Origin of the sequence: Sphingopyxis sp. GC21 (assembly GCF_025727575.1) — a bacterium.
Lineage (GTDB): Bacteria > Pseudomonadota > Alphaproteobacteria > Sphingomonadales > Sphingomonadaceae > Sphingopyxis > Sphingopyxis terrae_A.
On record NZ_CP095845.1, the window covers coordinates 969,568 to 990,763 of the forward strand.

25 protein-coding genes are annotated in these 21,196 nt (G+C 65.4%); 13 read left to right on the forward strand and 12 right to left on the reverse strand.

From position 1 onward, the window contains the following. Window positions 1-663: 663 nt before the first annotated feature. Entirely contained in the window at window positions 664-2,739 is a 2,076-nt protein-coding gene (locus tag MU856_RS04605; protein WP_263588470.1) for a ParB/RepB/Spo0J family partition protein, read from the forward strand. A gap of 94 nt (window positions 2,740-2,833) precedes the next feature. On the opposite strand, the gene dmeF is transcribed toward MU856_RS04605, so the two are convergent. Together dmeF and MU856_RS04615 are read right to left on the reverse strand one after the other, a co-directional pair. Further along, window positions 2,834-3,799: a CDF family Co(II)/Ni(II) efflux transporter DmeF gene (dmeF, locus tag MU856_RS04610; RefSeq protein WP_263588471.1), complete on the reverse strand. Its 966-nt coding sequence runs from the start codon at window positions 3,797-3,799 to the stop codon at window positions 2,834-2,836. Between the two features lie 11 nt (window positions 3,800-3,810). After that, complete coding sequence (locus tag MU856_RS04615) at window positions 3,811-4,086, reverse strand: metal/formaldehyde-sensitive transcriptional repressor (protein WP_263588472.1); 276 nt, start codon at window positions 4,084-4,086, stop codon at window positions 3,811-3,813. 378 nt (window positions 4,087-4,464) lie between these two features. On the opposite strand from MU856_RS04615, the gene MU856_RS04620 reads away from it, so the two are divergent. Beyond that, window positions 4,465-4,764, forward strand: coding sequence for a DUF736 domain-containing protein (locus MU856_RS04620; RefSeq protein WP_263588473.1), 300 nt, complete (start codon window positions 4,465-4,467; stop codon window positions 4,762-4,764). Between the two features lie 198 nt (window positions 4,765-4,962). Here the strand turns inward: MU856_RS04620 and MU856_RS04625 are convergent, their stop codons facing one another. The 3 genes from MU856_RS04625 to MU856_RS04635 all read right to left on the reverse strand — a co-directional run bounded on the left by MU856_RS04625 (window position 4,963) and on the right by MU856_RS04635 (window position 6,661). Next, on the reverse strand, window positions 4,963-5,316 hold the full coding sequence (locus tag MU856_RS04625) for a Rap1a/Tai family immunity protein (protein ID WP_263588474.1): 354 nt from the start codon (window positions 5,314-5,316) through the stop codon (window positions 4,963-4,965). Between the two features lie 33 nt (window positions 5,317-5,349). Continuing rightward, window positions 5,350-5,697, reverse strand: coding sequence for a PepSY domain-containing protein (locus tag MU856_RS04630; RefSeq protein WP_263588475.1), 348 nt, complete (start codon window positions 5,695-5,697; stop codon window positions 5,350-5,352). A 76-nt stretch (window positions 5,698-5,773) separates the two neighbouring features. After that, entirely contained in the window at window positions 5,774-6,661 is an 888-nt protein-coding gene (locus MU856_RS04635; protein ID WP_263588476.1) for a DUF1259 domain-containing protein, read from the reverse strand. Window positions 6,662-6,938: 277 nt separating this feature from the next. Here MU856_RS04635 and MU856_RS04640 point away from each other — a divergent pair, with 277 nt between their 5' ends. Beyond that, complete coding sequence (locus MU856_RS04640; RefSeq protein ID WP_263588477.1) at window positions 6,939-7,607, forward strand: response regulator transcription factor; 669 nt, start codon at window positions 6,939-6,941, stop codon at window positions 7,605-7,607. Further along, window positions 7,600-8,988: a sensor histidine kinase gene (locus tag MU856_RS04645; RefSeq protein ID WP_263588478.1), complete on the forward strand. Its 1,389-nt coding sequence runs from the start codon at window positions 7,600-7,602 to the stop codon at window positions 8,986-8,988. The genes MU856_RS04640 and MU856_RS04645 overlap by 8 nt, the downstream gene beginning before the upstream one ends. A 7-nt stretch (window positions 8,989-8,995) precedes the next feature. Here MU856_RS04645 and MU856_RS04650 read toward each other — a convergent pair whose 3' ends face one another. The 7 genes from MU856_RS04650 to MU856_RS04680 form a co-directional block, all read right to left on the reverse strand. Beyond that, window positions 8,996-10,141: an ABC transporter ATP-binding protein gene (locus MU856_RS04650; protein WP_263588479.1), complete on the reverse strand. Its 1,146-nt coding sequence runs from the start codon at window positions 10,139-10,141 to the stop codon at window positions 8,996-8,998. Continuing rightward, window positions 10,138-10,815, reverse strand: a complete 678-nt coding sequence (locus MU856_RS04655) for an ABC transporter permease (protein WP_263588480.1) — start codon at window positions 10,813-10,815, stop codon at window positions 10,138-10,140. The genes MU856_RS04650 and MU856_RS04655 overlap by 4 nt, the downstream gene beginning before the upstream one ends. A 173-nt stretch (window positions 10,816-10,988) precedes the next feature. Continuing rightward, window positions 10,989-11,843, reverse strand: coding sequence for a substrate-binding domain-containing protein (locus MU856_RS04660; protein ID WP_263588481.1), 855 nt, complete (start codon window positions 11,841-11,843; stop codon window positions 10,989-10,991). A gap of 4 nt (window positions 11,844-11,847) precedes the next feature. Further along, on the reverse strand, window positions 11,848-12,333 hold the full coding sequence (locus MU856_RS04665; RefSeq protein WP_263588482.1) for a chromate resistance protein ChrB domain-containing protein: 486 nt from the start codon (window positions 12,331-12,333) through the stop codon (window positions 11,848-11,850). A gap of 14 nt (window positions 12,334-12,347) precedes the next feature. Next, on the reverse strand, window positions 12,348-13,016 hold the full coding sequence (locus MU856_RS04670; RefSeq protein WP_263588483.1) for a superoxide dismutase: 669 nt from the start codon (window positions 13,014-13,016) through the stop codon (window positions 12,348-12,350). 71 nt (window positions 13,017-13,087) lie between these two features. Beyond that, window positions 13,088-14,491, reverse strand: coding sequence for a chromate efflux transporter (gene chrA, locus MU856_RS04675; RefSeq protein ID WP_263588484.1), 1,404 nt, complete (start codon window positions 14,489-14,491; stop codon window positions 13,088-13,090). Next, the gene (locus tag MU856_RS04680; protein ID WP_263588485.1) at window positions 14,488-15,447 is read right to left on the reverse strand and encodes a chromate resistance protein; all 960 of its coding nucleotides are present in this window, start codon (window positions 15,445-15,447) and stop codon (window positions 14,488-14,490) included. The genes chrA and MU856_RS04680 overlap by 4 nt, the downstream gene beginning before the upstream one ends. Before the next feature lie 413 nt (window positions 15,448-15,860). Here MU856_RS04680 and MU856_RS04685 point away from each other — a divergent pair, with 413 nt between their 5' ends. The 9 genes from MU856_RS04685 to MU856_RS04725 all read left to right on the forward strand — a co-directional run bounded on the left by MU856_RS04685 (window position 15,861) and on the right by MU856_RS04725 (window position 21,153). Then, on the forward strand, window positions 15,861-16,703 hold the full coding sequence (locus MU856_RS04685) for a DUF932 domain-containing protein (protein ID WP_263588954.1): 843 nt from the start codon (window positions 15,861-15,863) through the stop codon (window positions 16,701-16,703). Window positions 16,704-17,222: 519 nt separating this feature from the next. Beyond that, the gene (locus tag MU856_RS04690) at window positions 17,223-17,486 is read left to right on the forward strand and encodes a DUF2285 domain-containing protein (RefSeq protein WP_263588486.1); all 264 of its coding nucleotides are present in this window, start codon (window positions 17,223-17,225) and stop codon (window positions 17,484-17,486) included. 133 nt (window positions 17,487-17,619) lie between these two features. Continuing rightward, on the forward strand, window positions 17,620-17,862 hold the full coding sequence (locus MU856_RS04695; protein ID WP_263588487.1) for a transcriptional regulator domain-containing protein: 243 nt from the start codon (window positions 17,620-17,622) through the stop codon (window positions 17,860-17,862). Next, entirely contained in the window at window positions 17,801-18,424 is a 624-nt protein-coding gene (locus MU856_RS04700) for a DUF2285 domain-containing protein (protein WP_263588488.1), read from the forward strand. Before MU856_RS04695 ends, MU856_RS04700 begins: the two co-directional genes overlap by 62 nt. 130 nt (window positions 18,425-18,554) lie before the next feature. Next, entirely contained in the window at window positions 18,555-18,821 is a 267-nt protein-coding gene (locus MU856_RS04705) for a helix-turn-helix transcriptional regulator (RefSeq protein ID WP_015459426.1), read from the forward strand. Next, a complete protein-coding gene (locus MU856_RS04710; RefSeq protein ID WP_263588489.1) occupies window positions 18,818-19,324 on the forward strand; it encodes a DUF2840 domain-containing protein in 507 nt (168 codons plus the stop codon). The genes MU856_RS04705 and MU856_RS04710 overlap by 4 nt, the downstream gene beginning before the upstream one ends. Further along, on the forward strand, window positions 19,321-19,866 hold the full coding sequence (locus MU856_RS04715; protein WP_263588490.1) for a S26 family signal peptidase: 546 nt from the start codon (window positions 19,321-19,323) through the stop codon (window positions 19,864-19,866). The genes MU856_RS04710 and MU856_RS04715 overlap by 4 nt, the downstream gene beginning before the upstream one ends. A 35-nt stretch (window positions 19,867-19,901) precedes the next feature. Next, entirely contained in the window at window positions 19,902-20,237 is a 336-nt protein-coding gene (locus MU856_RS04720; protein WP_230188836.1) for a DUF736 domain-containing protein, read from the forward strand. Between the two features lie 184 nt (window positions 20,238-20,421). Further along, complete coding sequence (locus tag MU856_RS04725; RefSeq protein WP_263588491.1) at window positions 20,422-21,153, forward strand: lytic transglycosylase domain-containing protein; 732 nt, start codon at window positions 20,422-20,424, stop codon at window positions 21,151-21,153. Window positions 21,154-21,196 lie beyond the last annotated feature (43 nt).

Consider the following 21,196-nt stretch of genomic DNA (forward strand, 5'->3'; position numbering starts at 1 on the left):
GTTGTGATTAAAATATAATCGAAACGTGTTGCGAAAGCAAGGTAAGGGTGTGGCGCCTCCCTGCGGGACCGCCGCTCTATCTCCGCTTCGCTCCGACCGAGCCCCTGACGGGTCTCGTCCGTGCCGGTGACGATCAGCATGGCGGGACGGCGCTTGCGCGCCGGGCGGAACGCGGATTCAATCGAGCGCACACTGCGGCGTCTGTCGAAGCCGACAGGGTTCGCGCGTTGCTTTGGCCGCGTTGCACTCTTGCTCTGCCCGGAGGGCACGGCGACGGCTGGCCCCCAGGTCCGCGCGCACGCCGCCGTGCCGGACGGTCGCCGCAAGGGTGCGGCATTGATCGCGCCGCAGAGCGGCGCGGTTGCCGGGGCTCCGCCCTTATCGGCGGACCCGATGGCGGGTCCGGCTTCCTTCCTGTTGCGGAGATCGGGCCAGGGCTGCGCCGGCCCGATCGCGTTGCTGTGTCGTTGCACTCCCGCGATGGGGTGGGCGTCGCTTCCCTGTAGGCCCGCCGCGCCGGGCCGCAACGCGCGGGCTCGCCCGCGCTTACCTCCTCTGCGTTCCGGTCCTGCGGATGCTGCCCGGCTCCGCCGGCGGGCCTGCCGGTCGCTCTTTCGCCGCCCACCCCATTCCGGGGTGAGTGTGGTTTGAAGGAGAAGTGTGATGAACGCTGTTACCGAAACCGTAGCCGCCGAGCCTGTGTCCGGCGTCGAAATCTTCGTGCCGCTCGCCAAGCTCAAGAAGTCCCCGAAGAACGCCCGCAAGGTGCCGCATGGGGAGGCCGCTATCGCGGCGCTGGCCGCGTCGATCCAGCACAAGGGGCTGATCCAGAACCTTGTCGTGGAGCCCGAGGTGAAGGACGATGGGACGCCTACCGGCAATTACCTCGTCACCGCTGGCGAAGGCCGCAGGCTGGCGATGCTGCTGCGCGCCAAGCGCAAGCAGATCAAGAAATCGGAAGTCGTGCGCTGCTGGCTCGATACGGCCAACGATCCGTCCGAGGTGTCGCTAGACGAAAATGTGACCCGGACCCCCATGCACCCTGCCGACCAGTTCGAGCGTTTTGCGGAGCTTTCCCGCGACAGGGGATGGGGTGCGGAAGAGATCGGCGCGCGGTTCGGCGTGTCGGCGGGCGTGGTCAAGCAGCGGCTTCGCCTTGGCGCTGTGTCTCCCAAGCTGTTGCAGGTCTATCGGGAGGATGGCCTGACGCTGGACCAGCTTATGGCCTTCGCCATCACCGAGGACCATGCCCGGCAGGAGCAGGTTTTCGAGGGGCTGCATCACAACCGCGAACCGTGGATCATCCGCCGCGACATGACCGCCGCCAACGTGCCTGCCGATGATCGCCGCGCGGTGTTCGTCGGGGCCGACGCCTATATCGAGGCGGGCGGCAACATCATCCGCGACCTGTTCAGCGAGGATCGTGGCGGGTTCTTCGAGGATGCGGGCTTGCTCGACATGCTCGCCACCGAGAAGCTGCACGAGATCGCGGGCGAGGTTCAGGCCGAAGGCTGGAAATGGACCGAGGCGCATATCGACTATCCCCACGCGCACGGGATGCGGCGTTTTTATGTGCAGTCGGTTCCGCTGTCCGACGAGGACGAGGCGCGGCTTGAGGCGCTGTCCACCGAGCATGACGCGCTTGCCGAAGGCTATTCGTCGTATGACGAGATGCCCGAGGAGGTGGCGGCGAAGCTGGAGGCCGTGTCCGACGAGATCGACGTGATTTCGGCCAAGCGTTCCGCCTACGACGCCAGCGTGATCGCGCATGGCGGCGCGTTCGTCGTGCTGCACCATGATGGCACGGTCAGGGTCGAGCGCGGTTTCGTGCGGCTCGAGGATGAGGCGCTGGCCGATCCGCAGCCCGAGCCGGAAGAAGGCGATGCGGCGGCCCCGGAGAATGGGGACGACGAACAGCCCGAGGACGGCGACGAGGACGTGCAGGAGATCGAGGAGGACGAGGAACCGGGCAAGCCCATTTCCGACAGCCTTACCCGTGACCTGTCCGCGCATCGGACGCTGGCGCTGCGCGTGGCGCTGGCCGAGCAGCCCGATACGGCCTTGATCGCGCTGACCCACACGCTGACCGCGCAACTGTTCTACAGCTATGCGGAGGCCGGTTGCCTTGAAGTTCGTCCAACCGTGACCCCGTTGGGGAGCCATGCGGACGGGATCGAGGACACCCCCTTGGCGGCACGGGCGAGCGAGCAGCACGAGGCATGGGCCGAGCGGATGCCGCGCGACGTGGCGGACCTGTGGGGCTACATCGTTGCGCTGGACGACGAGAAGCGGACCCTGCTGCTGGCGCATTGCGCGGCTCGCACGGTCAATGCGCTGCGTCTGCCGTGGGATCGCAAGCCCCGCTCGCTGCAAACGGCGGACAGGCTGGCGACCGCGCTGGCGCTGGACATGGCGAAGAACTGGACGCCGACCGTGGACAGCTACCTTGGCCGCGTCACCAAGGCGCACATCGTGGAGGCCGTGTCCGAAGGCGTGTCCGAGGATGCGGCCCGCCGCATCGCCGACATGAAGAAGCCCGACATGGCGCAGACCGCCGAGCAGCTTCTGGCCGGGACCGGATGGTTGCCAGCGACCCTGCGGACCCCCGAGCCGGAGGCAGAGCAGCCTGCGCCCGTCGAGGCCGAGGAAGCCGAAGCCGTGGAGCAGCCGTCCGAAGCGCAAACCTCCGAAGCGCAAGCGCAGGACGATGAAGCGTCCTATGCTGTCGCCGCCGAATAGCGGCATTGGGCCGGGGCCGCGCGAGCGGTCCCGGCTCTTCTCTTGTAGCTACCCAAAAAAAACGCGGCCGCGCCCCAACCGGGCGCGGCCGCAATCAATGCTGCTCAATCGTGATATGCTGTAGCTCGTGAACGGGCGCCAGACGGCGGCGCAGTTCCGATGTGCTGACCTGATCGCCCCGCGCAACGACTCCGATGATGGCAGCGTGCGCTTCTGGTCCGACCCGCCAGACGTGAAGGTCGGTAATGCGTGCATCGCCTGGACCTTCGATCACGTCCCGCACTTCCTCCGCGACATGCGCATCGGTACGATCGAGCAGGACGGCGGCAGTATCGCGCATCAAGCCCCAGGACCAGCGGGCGATGACGATCCCGCCAACGATGCCCATGACCGGGTCGCACCAGATCCAGCCCAGATAGCGGCCAGCGAGAAGGGCAATAATTGCCAGCACCGAGGTCAAGGCATCGGCAAGCACATGGAAATAGGCGGAACGAAGATTGTTGTCGCCATGCCCGCCGGTGCCATGCTGGTGACTTCCGCCTTCGGCGGCGTGATGGTCGTGGGCATGGTCGTGATGATGAGCATGATCGTGATGGTGATGATGACCGGACAAGAGCAGTGCGCTGACGATGTTCACACCCAGGCCGATCACCGCGATCACGGTCGCCTCGCCAAATGCGACGTTGATCGGCTTGAATAGACGCAGGAACGATTCCACGCCGATTCCGAGCGCCACGAGCGCCAGCACGAGGGCCGACGCAAATCCGGCCAGATCACCGACTTTTCCCGTCCCGAAGCTGAAGGCCGGGTTGCGCGCATGGCGACGGGCATAGGCGTAAGCGGCGGCGGCGACGCTGAGAGCGCCGGCGTGGGTAGCCATGTGGAAGCCATCGGCCAGCAGCGCCATCGAGCCCGTCAGATAACCGGCAACGATCTCGCCCACCATCATCACGGCGGTCAGCGCAACCACCCACATGGTTCGCCGGGCATTCTCGTCGTGCCTGGCGCCGAGGAAGTAATGCTCGTGGGCGAGCTGTTCGATTTCTGCTTGGGTAGCCATATCGGTATCTTCTACTTGGCGTAGCGGCGGATTGCCGCGATCAGCGCGTCGGCGCCTTCTGCGCGCTCATCCGGCGACAGATCGGGAGCTGCCACATGAGCCTTGATGTGTGCCTCGATCAGTTCGTCGATCAGGCCGTTGAGCGCACCCCGCACTGCCGCCGTCAGATGCAAGGTCTTCGAGCAGTCCTGGCCTTCAACCAGCGCTCGCTCGACCGCCTGGAGCTGCCCGACGAGGCGGCGGACGCGTAGCACGAGTGCATCTGTATCGTTGGAGAGGTGAGCCATAGGGTAGCCCCCTATGGTATGCCGGATGAGAGCGCAAGCCCTCCTGTTTGTTGGTCGATAGTGGGTCAGCATCGACCAGTTCCGTCATCCGGCACGACCGCGCGGCCTCTCGATTGGCTTGATCTAACCGGGGCCGGCTTCGCCTTGCTCGGCCTGGCGCAATGGCGCCGCGCGACTTTTTTCCGCCGCCTTCGGCTTTGCATCGCGAAGCAAAAAAGCCGCGCGTCGCCATCCTCCGCTCCGCTCCGGCCGCAAGCCCACCCCGTCGCGCTGGCGCGACGGGGACCCCAGGCAGCGGTGCGCGTCCGATCATCCCCGCTTCACCGATCGCCATCGAGGCCGCGGCGGTCGTGGCCCGAAAGCGAAAGGAACTACGACATGGCCACCATCGGCACCTTCACCCAGGCGAGCAACGGCTCCTTCACCGGAACCGTCAAGACCTTGACCCTCAACGCCAAGGCGACCCTCCGGCCGATCGACAAGGAAAGCGATAAGGCGCCCGATTATCGCCTGGCAGTCGGCTCGGTCGAATGCGGCGCGGGATGGAAGAAGACCAGCCGCGAGAACCGCGATTACATCTCGGTCAAGCTGGACGATCCGAGCTTCCCGGCGCCGATCTACGCCACCCTGAGCGAGACCGATACCGCCGGCGAATATGCGATGATCTGGTCGCGCTGAGCGGCCCGAGCGCCCCGCCCTCAGGCGGGGCGCTTAATCGTGCGGCGAGATCCCGTTTGACGGCACGGATGAGGGCTGGATGATGTTGCTGGCCGATGGCTTCCACATGGCCACCCATATGGTGTCCCGCTGCGTCACTTCGGTCCGGCAGCATCCAAAAGCGCGCCGTCGACACCGATCCAATTGTCCCCCTTTGCGCTATTTCCTGGACGACTTGCCGACTTGCTGTTTGCACGGCCAGGCCTCCTCCAGCGCTCGCTGAGCACCCGCGACCATGTGAACGTCCAAAAAATAGCCGTTTGCGTCCGCCCAGCGTAGATAGGCCGTGCGCATGGCGCTTCGATCATAGCGCGGCGCTGCACATTCATCGCGCCGCGCTACGATCATCATGTCCAGCACACCCTGCAAATATGCGCCGCACACCGGGCTGTTGGCGCGGCAGTTCGCGACAAGCGCAGCGCCGTTTCCTTGTGTCGGCTGCTCTTGCGCGTGACTTGGGGTCGCAAGGGCTATGGAGACAAGGCACGCGCCGACCCAGTGTGACATGTTCATCTCCCCTCTCCGTTGCCGACTCCCCTCCCGCGCTTAGTCCTTGTCCTCATCGCCATCGTTTCCGCCGCCGAGCACCTGGCCGTCGGGCGTCACGAACAGCTCGACCTTCTTGCCGGCCTTGTCCTTGCCTTCGATCTCGTAGAGCGTGCTGCCGTCCGCCTTTCTCGTCACCAGCTCGGCTTCGCGGATGGACGCAAGGCGTGCGCGAGCGGCGTTCATCGCCGCCTCCGGCACCTGATTGAGCGCGATGTCCTTTTCGCTGTGTTCGCCGATGATGCGGTTCTCGTTCGCCTCATGGTTCTGCTGCGCGGCGAGCGCGACGCCTGCCGCCGCCAGAACAGCGACGCCCGCGCCGATAAGAAGGGTCTTTCTGCTAGCCATGTTCCACTCCACTTCGTTGAAGAGGGCCTGGGATTGACGGGCGGCGGTTGCGGCCCAACTGGCCGTCGTCCGGTTCCTAGCTCCGCTGATTGTTCATCTTGTCGAGCGCCGACCGGAGTCCACGGGCAAGCTTGGCCGCGTCGTCGTTGGCCCAGAAGTGCATGAAGAATAGCCGCGGCTCGTCGTTCAGCATGTGATTATGAAGCGCGGTAACTTCGATTCCACCTGCTCGAAGCGCTCGGAGGACGGGATCGACTTCGCTCGCAATCAGGACGAAGTCGCCAGTAATCGCGGCCTTTCCGCCTCCGGTCGGCTGGAAATTGATCGCAGTCGCCGTTCCTAGCGATGGAGGCGTGACCATGCCGCCATCCATCAGCCGCTCAGCACGGGGGATGCTGTATTGGAGCACACCGCCGTTGACCTTGCCTTTCGCGCCCATCAACTGGTCCAGCGTGGCGGTGTTGAGATCGAGCGGGGGCGGCGCGCCCGAACCGGCGGAAGAGGGTGGCGGCGCCATCGGAGTGTGGCTGGCGGCGAGGGCCTGGCGAAGAGCCGTCGCCAATTTCACCGGCTCGCCGTGCCCGGCGATATGCATGTACATCGTGCTGGGCGCGGACCGGAGCAAGTGATTGTGAAGTGCCGTGATCGTAAATCCACCCTGCAATAGGCGACTCATCACGGGGTTCACTTCCTCGTGCGTGAGCACGAGGTCGCCCATGACCATGACTTCGTCGCCCATCGGCTGAAACGCGGCCCAGGAGCCGAGCCCCAGCGTGGGCTTGATCGAGACGCCGTCCAGGACGACGCGCAGATCCGATCGTGGGAAACCGTAGCGGTGAACACCGCCTGCCTGCTCGACACCCGCGCGTCCCAATGCGGCATCGACCCCCGCCCAGTCCGGCGCAGCCCAGGCGGGCGCGGCGAGAAAAAGCGTGGCCAGTCCCGACATCAGTATCTTTCGCACGGTTCTTCCTTCGACATTGTTTCATGCGCTTCGGACGGCGGCCCGCTTCCTTTCGACCGTCGCGCCGTTCCGCCGACCTATGCATCCGCGCTGGCCAGAACGCACCTTGTGGATTCACAAGGTGCGTCGATGGCAGTTTGCAATAAAAGCCCTCCCGATCACACACTTGCGCAAATATAGCGGCTGAGGAGACAGCATCGGCTGTTCGGTGCGCTGTCGCTGCGGCTCGTGCACGGCTATGATTGGCCCAAGCGAAAGAAGGAGATGCTCCGGCACGATGCGCCTGCTGCTGATTGAAGACGATGAGGAGACTGGAAACGCCGTTGTCGGCGCGTTGCGTGCTCGCGGCCACGCGGTCGATTGGGAGACCGATGGGCATGGCGGTCTCACTCGCGCCGCAACGGGCGGCTACGAGCTGCTTGTGGTCGACCGAATGCTGCCGGGGATCGACGGGCTCTCGCTCGTCTCCGACCTTCGCAGCCGGCAAATCGCCGCTCCCGTGTTGCTTCTCACCGCGCTCGGCTCGGTGGGCGACCGCGTCGAAGGCCTCGAAGGCGGCGCGGACGACTATCTCGTGAAGCCCTTCGCCATAGCCGAACTCATGGCGCGCGTCGAAGCACTGCAACGCCGCTCGGCCGGTCCGCCCAACATCCTTTCGCTGGGCGATCTGGTGCTGGACCGTCTTGCGCGCACGGTGCGGAGAGGCGCCACGGCGATCGAACTGATCCCGCGCGAGTTCCAGCTTCTCGAACTGCTCATGCTGAATGCCCCGGCCGCGCTCACGCGCTTGATGCTGCTGGAGACGGTGTGGAAGTTCCGGTTCGATCCCGGCAGGAACCTTGTCGAAAGCCATATCAGCCGGCTGCGGGCGAAGATTGATCGCGGTGGGGATCCGCCTCTGATCCATACCGTGCGCGGAGAAGGCTATGCCGCTTGGAGTGAGTAGCCGGCTGCTGCGCTCGACGCTGTTTCGTGTCAGTGCGCTCAACGCGCTGCTGCTCGTCATCAGCATGGCCGCGGGCGCGGTGGGCGGCTGGCTCGCAACACGCGGGATCGTCGAGCGGCAGGCGCGGAGCCGCGTCGAACTCGAATCGGATACGATCGCCCTTGAATTTCAGCGGAGCGGCCTCGATCGCGCGATCGAGATGATCCGGTCCAAGGCAAAACGACCCGGGGCGCTCGAATATTATCTGATCGATCCGCGCGGCCGCACTGTGATCGGCGACCTTGAAATCGTGCCGAGAGAGGCTGGTTGGCATTTTGTCGAGGAACCCTCGTCGCAACCCGGCGTCGAGGGAGCCCATCTTGTGGCACTGACGCGACGCCTTCCGGATACCTCCCTGCTTATGGTCGGCGAGGACATGGAACGAAGCGACGCGATCCGGGACGCCGTGTTCGGGGCGATCCTCCTTGCTGGCGGGACCGCACTGGCGTTCGGCATCTTCGCGGGCTTGCTCGCGACTCGGCGAACGTTGCGACAAATGCAGCGGATCAGTGCCAGCGTGCGCGCGGTCGAGAATGGCGATCTGTCCGCGCGGATCGGCGGTCCGGTCGAGGCACGCACCGATCTCGACGACCTCGCGCTGACGATCGACGGGATGCTCGATCGGATCGATACGCTGGTGGCAACGGTCCGCCGCGTGTCGGCTGAGGTTGCGCATGACTTGCGCACGCCGCTGACGCGCGTGAGGCACGCAATCGAAATAGCACTCGCACAGCCCGACGCCGGGCTGCGGACTGCGGCGCTGGAACAGGCAATGGCAGGGCTGGACGAAGCGCTCCGCCTGTTCAGCGCGGTACTGGATCTCGCTGAGATCGATGCCGGCAGGGCGCGCGCGCAGTTTACGCAGGTCGATGTGGCGGAGGTCGTTGACCGGGTCGTGGATTGCTATCGCGCCGAGATCGAAGCCTCCAGCCGTCAGATCTCGGTAGACTTGGCTGGAGAGGCAGTGGTCGCCGGTGACGCTGATCTCCTGGCGCGTGCACTCGCCAATCTGATCGAAAACGCGCTCAAATACTCCCATGATGCCGCTCGCATCGACGTTTCGGTCAAGGCACAAGGCGATGTAGTGACGATGGCGGTCGCGGACGACGGCCCCGGTGTCTCCGACAACGAGGTTGCGGAGATGCTGCGCCCGTTCGGCCGCCTCGATCGTGCGCGGAGTGAATCCGGGAACGGATTGGGCCTCGCCATCGCCGACGCCGTCGCGCGCTTGCACCGTGGAACGCTTCTGTTTGCACAGGTGCAACCGGGCCTTGCGGTCGAAATCAGAATACCGCGGTCAACGGTAGCATGGGCGGATTCGGAAGTGCCTAGATTTGACTAGCTTGCGTTCACTGGCGGCAAGCATGGCCGGAAGCCTGCCCGGTCATATCCGTTGCGTTATCGCGGCTGTCCAACCTAGCCGAGATGATCGTGACCGCATGAGCGGGAACAGAGATCGTCACACGTGCCCCCAGCAACGGACGCGGCTCGTCGAAACAAAGCACACGCACAGCATGCAGGTTGTCCAGTTTGACGGTCACCAGTCGCCCCGATCCTTGGCGACGAATCCGCACGACCTCTCCCGCAAGCGTGCACTCCGAGACCTCGTCCGATTGGGGGCGCAGCGTTAGACGGTCAGGCCGCAAGGCGAATGCCACCTGTGTGCCGGGCAGTGTCGCAGCGGTGCCTTTCGCGCGGACGCCATGGCCATGCCAGTCGAGCATCAGGTCCTGCATATGCGCCTCTCTCACGACGGCCTCGAAGATGTTCTCCTCGCCGATGATCTCGGCGACACGCCGTGAGGCCGGCAACGCAACAAGATCGTCGAACGGCGCGTCCTGGAGGACTCGGCCGCCGTCGATAACGACGCACCGGCTCGCCAGGTCGCCGGCCTCGGCGAAATCGTGGGTGACGAACAGCGTGGCTATCTGACGTTCCGAGAGAATATCGGCGAGTTCTTCGGCGAGGCGGGTGCGCGTCGGAGCGTCAAGAGCGGCGAAAGGTTCGTCGAGAAAGAGTGCTTGCGGTTCGAGAACGAGCGCACGGGCGAGGCTCGCGCGCTGCGCTTCGCCGCCGGACAGGGCGCTAGCCGGGCGGTCCGCGAGATGCCCGATCCGGAGGCGTTCGAGCCACGGGCGGACACGCCGTTCCCGCTCCTCCGGAGCAACACCACGCAGCTTGAGCCCGAGGCCGACATTATGGGCGACGGTCCCGCGCAGGAGCAACGGTTCCTGGAACACGGCCGCAGTCCGGCGATGGAAATCGAGCAAGGTGAGGTCGCGGCCGAGGGTCCGGCCGGCGAACGACACGGTTCCCGACGTGAGCGGCAGCAGTCCGGCGAGTGCCAGGAGAAGCGTGCTCTTGCCCGCTCCGTTCGGGCCGTAGACCGCGAGCGTCTCGCCCCGCGCGACAGCGATATCGATCGGATCGAGCACGGTGCGCACGCCGCGCCGAACGCTTACGCCAACGGCCGCCAGCAGCGGGCTTTCGCTCACTGCCGGTCGTCCCTTTGCTGCACGAAGGTCAGAATGCCGACTATCAACGCGACGAGCACCAACAGGACGATGCCGTAGGCTATGGCGCGATCATAGTGTCCCATCCCCGTTTCCATCACGATGGCGGTGGTGAGCACGCGCGTCGAGCCGGGCAGGTTGCCGCCGACCATCTGGCTCGCGCCGACCTCGGACAGGACGGCGCCGAACCCCGCCATATAGGCACCGATGAGCGGCAGTCGGATTTCACGAGCGAGCAGCCACAGCGTCTGCCGGCGCGAGGCGCCGAGCGCGCGCATCTGCAAACGTAGCTTCGAATTGAGCTGCTGTACCGCCTGGGCAGTCAGGCTGATGATGATTGGCAAGCTGAGGATGAACTGCGCGGCGATCATCGCCCCCGGCGTGAAGCGCAGGTTGAGCCAGCCGAGCGGCCCGTGGCGCAAGAGGAGGATCGATAGAACCAGCCCTACCACCACGGGAGGCAGGCCGAAGCCCGTATTGAAGATCGTGAGCAGAAGGCCTCGCCCCCGAAATGTCGCCAGCGCGATCCAGGCGCCGATTGGGGCGCCAAGCAAGAGGCTCGCGACGGTGGCGCTCACCGAGATCAGGAGCGACTGGCGAATGATCGCCCAGGTCTCCGGATCGCCCGTGATCAACAGCGCGACGGCGCCGGTCACGCCGGCGCCCAGTTCAGCCCAATAATCCCACATGTCCGATCCCACAGCGCTTCCTTTCTATCGTTGACGCTGCCGCGATGGATCGGGAGTGAAGTATAAGTGCAAATCAGCCAAGCTTTGCGTCGAATGTCCTTCTGGCATCCGTCGCCTATCTTGGAGGTTCGGCAATGTGCTCAATTCGAGTGAAACTCTGCTTCGCTCTTGCCAGCCGCTGGCGTGAAGAGCGAACGACCGTATTTTTCCTTGCCGAATTCGGCGATGATCTTCTGGCCTTCCGGCGAGACCAGCCAGTCGGCGAAGGTCCGGCCGCCAGTGACGTTCACCAGCGGGAACTTGGCCGGATTGACCGGCATCACGTGGTAGATGTTGTAGAGGCTCGGATCATTCTCGACCAGAATGGGCAGGCCGATGCGCTGGGCGTGTACGAGGTAGGTGCCGCGGTCCGTGAAGGCGTAGCCTTGGAGTTGCGAGGCGACGTCCATCGTCTGCCCCTGTCCCTGGCCGGTCTCCCGATACCAGGACTGCCCTTTGGGCGCGATGCCTGCCTGCTTCCACAGCCCGAGTTCGCGGGTATGCGTGCCGGACTGGTCGCCGCGCGAGACAAAGATGGCTTTGGCCGCGGCGAGGCGCTTGAAAGCGTCCACGGGCTTCAAGCCCTTGACCTTGGCGGGATCTCCCTGAGGTCCGATGATGACGAAGTCGTTGTACATGACGAGTCGCCGGGATAGCCCGTTTCCTTGCGCCATCCAGTTCTGCTCGGCCTGAGGCGAATGGGTGAGCAGGACGTCGCCTTCGCCGCGCGCGCCCTGCTTCAGTACATCGCCGCTGCCGGCCACGATGGTCTTCACGGTAAGGCCACTCTTGCACGCGAAGGCGTCCGTCAGATGCCTGAGGATTCCACTATCCTGCGTCGTCGTGGTGGTCAGCAAAATCACCTCGTTTCGACGTGCCGGCTCCGAGGGCGAGCAGCCAAGCAGCGCAAGCACGGTGGCGGCCACCAATGCCGATTGCCATTTGCGGATCGTCATGGAGCTACTCCTCATTGACCGGCTTCGCGCCGATGAAGCCGGCCGGCGGCCAATCGTGCGTCTCGCCCTGACAGGATCGGCACCAGGCATAGAGCGCGTCATAGACGATCATGCCCTGGCCGAGCATCTCGTGGTCGTTGGCGTAGATCGCGGACAGCCCGAGCGAGATGGCGAACAGTCCGCCTGACTGCGGCGTCAGGTCGAGCCGGGAGGTGTCCGCGCCGCGAACGATCAGCGCGAGCTGCTGGAGCGCGGCATCCCCTTCAAGCCCATATCTCTCGATGAAGGCGTCGAAACTGCACTTCTCGCCGACATGGCTAAGTTCAGCGCCCGGTATGTCATAGGGGGTCGCACCTTCCGTTTCGGCGACCTCAAACACCTTATCGGCGGGCACATAGAGAAACTCCGGCGCCTCATCGATAAAACGTGCAATCAGCCACGGACAGGCGATCCGGTCGATCTTGGGGCGTTCGCGGGTGATCCATTTCATGGCAGCCTCCTGCGTCAGATGCGGGCGGCGGCGACCGCCTGTGCATAGCGGCGATCGACCGCCTCCCAATCGAGGTTCTTGAACCAGGCGTCGATATATTTTGCGGCCTGGGTGCCGTAGTCCATGTGGAAGCTGTGCTCGTACATATCGAGCACGAGCAGTGGAACGCTGCCCGCGGCACCATGCATATGATCCCACGCCCAATGATTGTTCAGCGAGCGGGTATGCAGATTGTAGCCGAGGATCGTCCAGCCCGATCCACCGGCCAGACTCATGCCCGTGCGGCGGAACTCGGCTTCCCAGGTCGCGAAGGAACCGAACGCAGCCGTGATCGCATCGCGGATCGAACCTGCCGCCTGCCCGTTGCCGCCCAGGCCGTCGAAATAGATTTCATGGAGGACCACCGAGCCGGTGCGGTGCAGCTCTTCGCGTTTGAGGCCGCCATAGATTGCGGGCGGTGCCTCGCTATCGGCGAGCGCGGCCGCAAGCCGGGCCCGAACGGCATTCAGCGTTTTCACCGAACCCTGATAGTTGTTCTCCCAATGCGACTGGATCAGCCGTTCCGATAAGCCGACGAGCTTTGCGGGATCGAATTTCAAGGGCTTGGGCTGAAACCCGCCGATAAAGGCCGGCGCGGACGCCTTCAACGGCTCCTGCGCTTCCGCCGTATCCATTGCTGCCATTGCAACTGCTCCTATTCCAAGGGCCTTGACGGCCGTGCGTCGTGAAACTTCCGTCACCGGGACATCTCCGTTCATTTGAAGAGAACATAAGCGGCGCCGAGCGCCGCGCAGCCGAACAGCACCGGGATCATGCCGATCTTGAACCGGAACACCGCGACCGCGGCGCACACCGCCAACACCAATGCGGGCAGGTTCAGCGAAGCGAGGACGGGCAAATCCAGTTCAGCGCCAGCGACCTTGACCGCTCGAACATCGCGGAACAGCGTGTGAATACCGAACCAGAGTGCAAGGTTGAGGATAACACCCACCACTGCGGCCGTGATCGCGCTGAGCGCGCCTGACAGCGAACGGTTGCCGCGCATAATCTCGACAAAGGGCGCACCGGCGAAGATCCACAAGAAGCACGGTACGAACGTCACCCAGGTCGTGAGGATCGCACCGAGCGTCGCCGCGACCAGGGGGGGTAGCCCGGTCGCATCCCGGAACGCGGCGAGGAAGCCCACAAACTGCGTCACCATGATGAGAGGGCCAGGCGTCGACTCGGCAAGGCCTAACCCATCCAGCATCTCGCCGGGCTTGAGCCAGCCGTAGGTGCCGACCGCTTCCTGTGCGACATAAGCAAGCACCGCATAGGCGCCGCCAAACGTCACCATTGCCATCTGGCTGAAGAATGTCGCGATGCGCGTGAACACATCGTCTGGACCGAGGATGAAAAACAGAGCGACAACAGGCGCAAGCCAGAGGAACAGCAGCGCTCCGGAAATTTTAAGCGACCAGGCCAGATTCGGCCGAACATGGTCCGGCAGGCCTTCGCCAAGCGCGGTATCGCGGTCGTGGACGACGTCGCCGCTTGCCGGTCCATGCCCACCGCCGCCTTTAAAGGCCGGAAGGCCGAGGCGGCCACCGATATAACCGGCCAAGGCAGCGGACAACACGACAAGCGGGAATGGTGCATCGAGGACGAAGATCGCAACGAACGCGGCGGCGGCGAAGCCGCGCATGACGTTGTTCTTGAGCGCCCGCGATCCGACCCGCGCCACTGCCTGTATCACGACGGCGAGAACCGCCGCCTTGAGGCCGAAGAATAGCCCCTCGATCAGCGGGGTATGGCCGAGCAGCACGTAGATATAGCTTAGGCCCAGGATGGCGAGGAAACCTGGCAGGACGAACAGCGCGCCGGCGACAAGACCACCCTTGGTCTTGTGCAGCAGCCAGCCGATATAGGCGGCGAGCTGTTGCGCCTCGGGGCCGGGGAGCAACATGCAATAATTGAGCGCGTGCAGGAATCGCTCCTCGCCGATCCAGCGCTTCTCCTCGACGAGGATGCGGTGCATGACCGCGATTTGTCCCGCAGGGCCGCCGAAGCTCAGCGACGCGATCCGCGCCCATACGCCAACGGCTTCGCTGAACGGAATGCCATGATCCCGATAGGCCGCATCTGGTCGTTCAAGCGGCGCCGTGATGGCTTCGCTCATCTTTCCCCCTTCCGATTACTGAAATAAGCATGAAACTGGTCAAGCGCGTCGCTCGCGCTAGCGATGCGCTGGAGATCGTCATCGCTGGACGCGCAGACCCCTGACAGCATTGCGCCGAGGCCCGGAGTTTCCGGGCGGCCGAACTTGCCGTCGCCGATGTCGAGGTCGTGGATGATCTCGGCGATCGATACCAAGGCCGGATCGCCGCCCAATTCGGCACGAAGCACCAACGTCTCGAAGCTGCAACGATCGCCCTCATGCGTGAACTCGGCATCGACCATGTCGAAGCGCAATTCACCCGCCTGGGGCGTGTAGCTATTCGCATCGACGAACTTGAAGCTGGCCACGGGGTCGATGAACCGGCGGATCAGCCAGGCGCAGGCGATCCGATCGACGTGAATCCCGCGGCGCGTCACCCACACGCGGTTCTTGAGGTCGATGGGGCCAAGCGACCCCGGCTCGCCGGTGCGGCCGACATCGGGATGAACGTAGCGCTTCTCGTCCAGCTCCCGCAATGCTGCCTCCGCGCCTTGCCGTCCGTGTGCGCCGAAGAAATCGAGCTGGACGATCTCGGCAAGCCGCCGCTGGAGCTTGGCGATCTCGGGACCGGAGGCCGGCCCCGTGTCGAGCAGGCCGCGCGCGGCCTGTGCCAGCTCGTCATAGTCGGCGTCACGCGCGGCATCGAACAGCGCGTGAAGTTCGGCATCGCTCTGGCCCTCGATCAACCGCGCCTCGATCAGAACCGCCTCGCCGCCGTTTGAGATGATCTCGGCGAGCAGGTCGCGGAAGGCGGCCTTCGTCTCCTCGCGGCGCGGCAGGACATGGACGGCGTTCTTGAGCGGCACCGCGCCAACCGCCTGCAAGCGGCGCCAGATTTTCACGCGCAGATAGGGCGGCTTCGCTGGGAGCTGGTGCAGCAGCACCAGCCAGATATCGGCACCGGCTGTATCAATCATAGTGCATATGTATCATAGTTATCGAATCAATGAAACATATATATCTTCCATGCTCATCGCCACGTCGATCGCGGCCGTTGCCCAGCCCGCCTGCGCGCAGCAGGCGCCGCCCCGCGCCGAGGCATCGCCATCGGACGATGGCCTGACGCTTTCAGGCTCGGCTCGCGTGCGTTAGCCTTCGGTCTTTTTTGCTTCGTTCGCGGCTATCCAAGAACGAGAAGTGGCTTGGGGCGCTGCCCCCAGCGCCCTTCGGAGCGGCTTCCGCCCAGCTTCCTCCACGCGGCGAACCGCGTTCCGTGCAGCCGGTTCCCCGCGAAGCCGCCCACTCCGGTTGCACCCCCGGTCTCGCCGACGGGCAGGGTTTCAGCGCGGCGCTTCGCTGCGCGAAACCCAGACCCAAGGAAGGACAGACCATGTATCACCAACTCGCCACCCGGTTCGGCCGCAACGCCCACCAGATCAGCGGATATGAGGCGCTCGACAACGAGTCGCTCTATCGGCACGTCCCGTCCATCTTCGCCCGCGAGGCGCACGACAGCCGTTCGGAGCGGTATGTCTATGTCCCGACCATCGACATCGTGGAGGGACTTCGCCGGGAAGGATGGTTTCCGTTCTTCGCCGTTCAGTCCGTTCCCCGCGACGGCAGCCGCCACGGCCACGCCAAGCACATGCTGCGCCTGCGCCGCGATGACGGAATCGGCAAGCCGGAGGCCGCCGAAGTCATCATCGTCAACAGCCATGACGGGACCAGCGCTTATCAGATGTTCGCCGGGATGCTGCGGTTCGTCTGCACCAACAGCATGATCGCGGGCGAGCGGTTCGAGGAGGTTCGCGTTCCGCACAAAGGCAATATCGAGCATGACATTATCGAGGGCGTTTACACCGTGGCCGAGGATTTTCCCCGGCTGATCGACGCCAGCGAAACCATGAAAGGGATTCAGCTTTCCACCGACGAACAGCGCTTGCTTGGCGAGGTCAGCCTCGTCGCCCGCTACGGCGACGATGAAAGCCCGGTGCGGCCCGAACAGATCATCGAGCCGCGCCGCCGCGAGGATGTGGACCGGAGTCTCTGGACCACGTTCAACGTCATTCAGGAGAATGTCGTTCGCGGCGGGCTGCATGGCCGCAAGCGCAATGCCGAGGGCCGCATCCGGCGCAGTCAGACCCGCGCGATCAACGGCATCGACCAGAATGTGACCCTCAACCGCGCGCTGTGGACGCTGGCCGAGGGGATGCAGCGCCTCAAAGCCGCTTGAGCATTCGCCACCGCAGGGCCGGGCTTCCGGCCCTGCGGCTTTCCCGTTTCGCGCCGATCCGCTGCACCGGATCGGCGGCGGCCGCGCGGCCCAAGGTCCGCGCGGCCGCAATGGTGCGCGAGCCGGGCTGGCGCCCGGCCCGCGCAGGTGGTGGTCAAATCGATCACGCTATTCTATGAAGCCGGTGGGCCGCTACGCGGCGGCCTGGGGCGTGGAAACCCCTGAATATTCGGTTTGGCGCCAGCCGTGACGGCGCCGACATCCTTGACCACATGGTCGGGGAGCCTGTGACGTATACAACAGGCTTCCGGGCTAAAGGTCATAGGGACCGAGATATTCCGGTTTTCCAACTCCCCGACTACGGGTCTAGGAGCTGTTTGCGGGGGCGCACCGCAAACCAGCAGTTCCATGAGTGACTATCGAGCAATGCGGATTGCGCGCGTAGTTATGCCGAGCAAGCGCATCGAAAATGCTTCACTTTGAGCCTACTCGTTAACGTGGGCGAAGATTGGGGGCATCATGGACGACAATCGTTTTGATGACCGAGCGCCCGATGTGCCGCAGCTCACCGCCTATGACGAAAGCCATTTGGCGGACTATCTGCGCTTGCTCGACGCGGCCGAGGAGGGCGCCGACTGGCGCGAGGCCGCCGCCCTTATTCTCGGCGTTGATGCCGTGGCCGAACCGCATAGGGCGAAGACCATGCACGCCAGCCATCTCGCGCGAGCGCGGTGGATGACCGAGGTGGGCTACGCCCATCTGCTCGGTTGCGAGCGTCCCTAAAGCGTTAAGATTTCATCCATTTTGGCGCTTCTTCGCGGTTCCGGCCGCAGCCTTCCGAGCATGGTTGGGCGCAACCTTCGCGCTATTGTGAGGCTTCCTGCGCGGCAATGTTGTCCCTCCCGAAATTCGCGCAATGCGCGGCTGGGAGGATGCAATGCCGATGCCGCCGGGACGGCGCCAGCAACGCATCGGCGGCTTGTCCGATGCAAGCGGGCGCGCTGAAATCGCCGCCGAGTTTCTACGGCGAAACCCCACTTATCGCGCCGAACATGCGCAGATGCAGAAGCGCATCGCCAGCGGCGCCGTCGCGAAGGATGCCGCAGAGGCGGCGTTCGCGCGGCGCTGGGGGTTGTCCTTTCGCCACGGCGCCGGATGATCTTTCAGAGCCGGTCGTCTGGCGACCGGAACTGACCGCCGTCACGGTCATTCTCGACGCCGCCCCGGATGGATTCGAGCGTGCCGCGCCGGTCGATCCGCGCACGCTCGGCGCGCTGCTCGCCGACGTGGCCGGTATCGAAGGGCGCCATGTCATCGTCTCCGACGCGGCCGGCGAGCATCGGCTTTGGCTGCGCGATCCGGAGCCCGGCCGGCCGCTCGCCGCCATCATCCCGCTCGACAAGGATTTCATCACGCGCGTGGCGAGTCTGCTGCGCTTCCACCGCCGCCTGTTCGGGCGTGCGGCCGGGCCGTTGCCGCGCGGCTGGCCGCTTACCGCCTATAAGCTGGCGCGGCTCGACCTGATGCTCCGCGCGCTCGACCTGCGCGACGGCGGCGCGACCTATCGCCAGATCGCGGCCGAGCTGGGGCGTGATGACGCGACCAGATTGTCCGCCAGCGATTGGAAGATGTCCGCTTCGCGGTCGTTCGTCGTGCGCCTGGTCCGCGACGGCATCGCGATGATGAACGGCGACTACCGCAAACTGCTCCGCATTCGCTGATCCGTCCGCCCCGGTGGCACCCTCGCAGGGGGTGGTCAGATCCGTGGAGCCGCACATCTTCATACCCCACCCGGCCGCGTCCGGCCTGTCATTTACGCCTCCTGCCGCCACTGCCCGCAGGAGCCGTCACTTGTCCGATACGCCCACCAACCTGCCGCCCCGCTTCCTGCGCACGCCGGAAGCCGCGCGCTTTCTCGGCCTCTCGGGCCGAACGCTGGAGAAGCACCGCTATTTCGGGACCGGCCCGGCCTACCGCCGGATCGGCGGCCGCGTCGTCTATTCGGTCGATGACCTGCGCGCCTGGGCCGACATCGGCATCAAGCATTCGACCTCCGATCCGGGGCAGGACGACCTCATGCCGCGCGCCGACTCGGCCATCGCCCGGAGCCGGCGATGACTGTGCCGCCGTCACCCATGCGCCTGCCGACCGCCACCGGCGACGGCCTGACCCGCGTCGAACTGACGTGGATCGAGAAGCGGATCGAGCACTGGATCAGGTTCGGCCGCGTCGCCAAGGACGAGATCGTCGATCGCCGCCGCCGCATCGTCAGCTTCCGGCCGGGGGCGGTGTTCGCGTTCGTCCGCTGGGCGTCGAACGACTACGGCACGATCATCTCCCGCATCGACGTGGTGCGCGCGGTCGCAGCCGGTGAGCCGTTCACGACGCTGCCGTTCGTGCGGCCGGGCGGCGAGATCCTGCTCAAGATCGAGGGCTGGCCCAAGGTCCAGCAGGTGCTGGCCGCGATCGACGCGACCGAAGCGGCCGGCGTCGACCCGTGCGACGCCGCCCCCGATCATTGGCGCCACGTCCACAACCGCATCGCCGCCGGACATCAGCCGCGTCTCTACACGCTGGAGCGTCATCGCGCCTGGCTCAAGCGCCGGGAGATCGAAGGATGACGCGCCACTTCTACGTCCGCGCCACAGCGATCACGGCATCGGCTTTCGCTATCGCGTTCGCCGTCATCGCGATCACCGATCCGCTGCCGCGCGTCGTCTGGAACGCCAGCGCGAGCGCGCCGCTCGGCCTCTATCGGATCGAGCCGGACCGCGATCCGCCGCGCGGCGCGCTGGTCGCGGTCGCGCCGCCCGAGCGGCTTGGCCGCTGGATGGCCGAGCGCGGCTATCTCGGCAGGAACGTGCCGCTGTTGAAGCATGTCGCCGCCAAGGCCGGGCAGCATGTGTGCCGGATCGGTGTCGCGGTGAGCGTCGAGGGACGGCCCGTCGCTGTCGCGCTGATGCGCGACCGAATCGGCCGTCCGCTGCCGGTCTGGCAGGGCTGCCGCACGCTCGCGGCGGGCGAACTGCTGCTGCTCAATCCCGATCATCCCGACAGCCTGGACGGCCGCTATTTCGGGCCGCTCCGCGCCTCCGCCGTGCTCGGCCGCGCGATCCCGATCCTCACCCGACAGACCCCCGACGCGCCGCTCACCTGGCGCTGACCCGATTTTTCCCTGCCAACCCAAAGGAGATTCCCATGCAGATCGGCAGCTTCATTCGCACCGCCAATGGCTTTGAAGGCATCCTCGAAAGCGCGATGCTCGACATCCGCATCTCCATCGTTCCGGCCGAGCCGAGCGATGCCGAGAAGGCGCCGGACTGGCGCGTCCATCGCGGCGATGACGGCGACGGGCCGGAGATCGGCGCGGGCTGGAACGAGAGCGGCGAACGCGCCGGGGATTACGTCTCGCTGCGCATCGACGATCCCACGTTCGCACAGCCGATCCGCGCCGCGCTGTTCCAGAACACCAATGACAAATCGGCATGGTCGCTGCGCTGGAACCGGCCCCAGAAGCCGCGCGAGCAGGACTGAGATCGTGCGCTTGTCCATCATCCCTTGGTTCGCGGGAAAGCCGTCTCATCCCTTCGTCCCGCTCAGGCGTAGGCCGGCCGGGGCGCGCAGCGAAGGTCAAGGGCGGCCGAAGGCCGGCGCGCCGCGCGCACCCTTTACCGCAGCGAGCACGCTGGCAGGCTGGCGGCGGAGCGGAGTCGGATCGGTGGTGGCGCTCGCCCTCGGTCTGCTTTCGGCCGGGGCCGTCCCGGTGGCGGCATCGGCGCAGGACGCGGCGACGGATCGGCCGGTGGCGCGTCATCCCTATGCCGGGCATGTCGCCGACGCGGCGCGCCGGTTCGGCATCCCCGAAGCGTGGATTTGGGCGGTGATGCGCGTCGAGAGCAACGGCGATGCCCGCGCCGTTTCATCGGCCGGGGCGATGGGCCTGATGCAGATCATGCCCGCGACCTGGGCCAATCTGCGCGCCCGCCACGGTCTCGGGAGCGATCCCTATGACGTGCGCGACAACATCATGGCCGGCGCGGCCTATCTGCGCGCGATGTTCGACCGCTATGGCAGCGCGACGGCGATGCTGGCGGCGTATAATGCGGGGCCGGGACGCTACGAAGATTACCTGTCGCGCGGCCGTCCGCTGCCCGCCGAGACGCGCGCCTATCTCGCAAAACTGACGTCGATTGTCGGCACGTCGGACGCAGTTGAAACGACGGTGAGCGCTTCGCCCGATCCATTCGCCTGGCGCCGCGCTGCGTTGTTCGTGCGCACGGCGAGCGCGGATTCGGATGCGGTTGCTGTGCAGCCGGGGAGCGCGACTGGTGCAGTGCCAACGCCGCCGGGCCGACCAGCACCCGGCGAAGATAACGCCATTTCATCGCCAACGGAGAGGCAGGCCGACACGCTGTTCGTCTCCCGCGCTCGCGCGGGTCGACCGCAATGATCGGCATCGCGAAACCCTCGACCATCCGAAGCAGAAGTGAGGC